The 3,342-nt window shown below is 64.6% G+C and carries 1 protein-coding gene and 1 pseudogene; both read right to left on the bottom strand.

What is annotated here, in order from left to right; translation table 11 throughout:
- Window positions 1-1,206 precede the first annotated feature (1,206 nt).
- On the bottom strand, window positions 1,207-3,165 hold the full coding sequence (locus NOF53_RS13410) for an acetoacetate--CoA ligase (RefSeq protein WP_255969017.1): 1,959 nt from the start codon (window positions 3,163-3,165) through the stop codon (window positions 1,207-1,209).
- 48 nt (window positions 3,166-3,213) lie between these two features.
- Window positions 3,214-3,342: pseudogene (locus tag NOF53_RS13405) on the bottom strand (acetyl-CoA C-acyltransferase); the annotation flags it as partial.

The raw sequence follows: 3,342 nt of genomic DNA, 5'->3' as shown, positions 1-3,342 counted from the left end.
CGCATGTTGCGCGAACCAGATCCCTCGCTGCGCAGCTGACAGCGGAAAGGCTCCGACAGGAGCACCGTTACTACCCGCTGCATATCCCGACCCCAAGGGTTACTCCGTTCTCGAACGCATGGCTTGCTGCCGCCTGTGTCACTGGTGATTGGTAGCTCTGAACACCACTACATGCATGTGCCTCGGTCCGAGGTCACTCGCGAATCGGGAACGGGACGGACCACCCCGGGCTCGTCGACGAGTTTCACCACAGTCGGAATCGATGTCGGAAGATCGTGCGAAACCTGATTGCCTGCAGTGCGCCGTTCGACGCCCTTACATCCCGGACCATTCGCGGTGAGCGGGTTCATTCCTGGCTCCGTTCTCTCATCGATCCAACAAGCGGCCACCCAATCGGTGCTCGTCACCCTCGGAGTCGACAAGCGAGTCTACGGCGCGAAATGACATCCGATCTTTCGTCACACTCATGCCCGCACCCTCCTCTCGCTCGTCGGGGACTATTTCGGCTCGTCCTGCGTCGAAGTAACGCCGGGGTATACATCGGTCACATACCCACCACCGTTACCTGCCGAGCTGTGACCTGCCCGACCCCCGATACTTCCAGAACCAGCCGGAATTTGGATCGGCGACGCGCACATGTTCAACAGGGAGAACCACTATCCGGGCGTCGCGTACACATGGGAGCCGAATAACGTACCGCGGGTCGGAATTGCGCCGGGTGTACAAATGTTGTGTCCACATTCATCGACCCTCCCGACTATTTACTCTCTCGACGGTCCGAACCCGTCGGGCGACCATTTGCCAACCACCGTGTCTACCAAAGCCCCGCAGAGGTCTCAAAGCCGACGAACCGCGGCACAGACGGCGCGGGAATGAACTCGGCATCGACCCTGTACGCGACTCACACGCGCGTCTCGCCCGAACGTGCCCGACACCCGAAGCAGCATCTCTCGACGTCCCACGCACTGACCAGCAGGAACACAGCGCACAGGCGGATGAGGGGCGCTGGGTGCACACTGCACCGCCTGCGGTCACGATCACACGCATCACCCGGTGAGACCAGGCAGAGCTGGCGCGGCGTCCGATTTGTCGCGTCCGAGCCCGGGCGCCTACCGCCCCGATAGGGATATTTCTCACAGTGCGGGTCTCGGGCTGCGCCGAGCATCGACTCGATACTCACGGGTAACAAAAGCAAGGCTTACCTGGTCAGGTGCCCTTCGCCGACCGGCTCTGTCGAGCGAACCAATCGATCAGGCCTGCGTCGTCGACGGCGCTGCGGTCGACTGCGCGATCGGCGTCGACTCCTTGGAAGATTCGTTTCAGGGGCACCTCGAGCTTCTTGCCCGTGCGGGTGTGCGGGATACCAGGAGCGAGGATGATGTCGTCCGGTACATGGCGGGGCGAGGCCTGCTCGCGGATCGCACCCCGGATCCGGTTCTTCACTGCGTCGTCGAGTTCCACCCCATCGACGAGGACCACGAAGAGCGGCATCCAGTATCCGCCGTCCGGCAGATCCACTCCGACCACCAGCGCTTCCGCGACCTCGGGCAACTTCTCCACCACCTGGTAGATGTCCGCGCTCCCCATCCGGATCCCGTTGCGATTGAGAGTGGAATCGGACCTTCCGTGCATCAGCACGGTCCCACGGTCGGTGAGGGTGATCCAGTCCCCGTGTCGCCACACGCCGGGAAACACGTCGAAGTAGGCGTCGTGGTAGCGCTTCCCACCCGGGTCGTTCCAGAACGACACCGGCATCGACGGCATCGGCGCCGTGACGACCAGTTCGCCGACTTCCCCTCGTACGGACTCGCCCGACTCGTCGAACGCGTCGACGGCAACACCGAGGCACGGGGCCGACAACTCCCCCGGCCACACCGGGACGGTCCGTGCACCACCGACGAAGGCCGAAACGACGTCGGTCCCGCCCGTGATCGACACGACCGGGATCGCTCGACCGACGTTGTGGGACAACCACAACGAAGATGCAGCAGGCAAAGTAGAACCAGTGCTGCCGACCGCGCGGAGCGCAGTGAGGTCGTGGTCGCGCGCGGGCACCACCCCGGCCTTGTCGCAGGCGAGTACGTAGCCGGGACTCGTCCCGACGACCGTCACTCCCAGGCGCGAGGTCAACGCCCACAGCGCATCCGTCGTGGGCCACGTGGGGCTCCCGTCGTAACACACGATGGTCGCCCCCACGAGCAGGCCTGCGGTCTGGAAGTTCCACATCATCCAACTGGGGCTGGTGTACCAGAACAGGGTGTCCTCGCGGCCGAGATCGAGATGGAGCGCCAGCGACTTCACGTGTTCGAGGAGCACACCGCCGTGGCCGTGCACGATCCCCTTCGGTAGTCCGGTGGTTCCCGATGAGAACACCACCCACAAGGGGTGGTCGAACGGGACGGCCACCGGCTCGATTGTCGCCTCCCGGGCCGTGGCCTCAGCCCAGGTGACGGCATCGCCGACCTCCGATTTTCGCCGACGATGGGGCACGACGACGGTCAGAGCCAGCGACGACAACTCGGCCTGTAGGTGTCGCACCGCATCGACGCGGTCGTACTCCTTACCACCGAACCGATACCCGTCCGCGGTGATCATCGCCTTGGGATCGAGCTGCCCGAGCCGATCGAGGGCCGCGGGGGCCGAGTAGTCCTGCCCGCAGGCCGACCACACGGCCCCGATCGAGACGGTCGCGAGGAATGCGATCACCGCCTCGGGAATGTTGGGTAGGTATCCGACGACGCGATCGCCGACACCGACGCCGTGATCGCGCAGTGTGGCCGCGAGCGCGCCGACCTTCGAGCGCAACTCGTCCCATCCGACGGCGACATCGGCGCCGGCCTCACCGGCATACAGGATGGCCGGCCTGTCGGAACGAGCGTTCCGGAAGACGTGATCGACGTAATTGACTGTGGCGCCCGGAAACCACACAGCGCCCGGCATGGAGGCCTCGGCCAAGGCCGGACCAGGATCCGTCGCGGAACGAATGTCGAAGTAGTCCCACACGGCTTGCCAGAACGCACCGAGTTCGGCCACCGACCAACGCCACAACGCCCGGTAGTCGTCCACCGGGACGTTGTGGCGCCGTGCGACGAACTCAGCGAAATCGGTGATCACGGCGTTGCGCACATCAGCATCGGTCGGTACCCACTGCGGATCGGCTGTCATGGGTTCCATCTTCCCCGAGAGCCGGAGTACTCCGCGTTCTTTCCGTACCTAGCTGGAAGGGACGCGGACGATCAGGGCATCACCCTGACCACCACCGCCACACAACGCAGCCACACCCACACCGCCGCCGCGACGCGCCAACTCGAGCGCCAGATGCAAAGTGATCCGCGCCCCCGA

The sequence above is a fragment of the Rhodococcus tibetensis genome (genome assembly GCF_024438035.1).
GTDB lineage: Bacteria > Actinomycetota > Actinomycetes > Mycobacteriales > Mycobacteriaceae > Rhodococcus_F > Rhodococcus_F tibetensis.
This window is presented reverse-complemented; position numbering and strand designations above follow the sequence as displayed.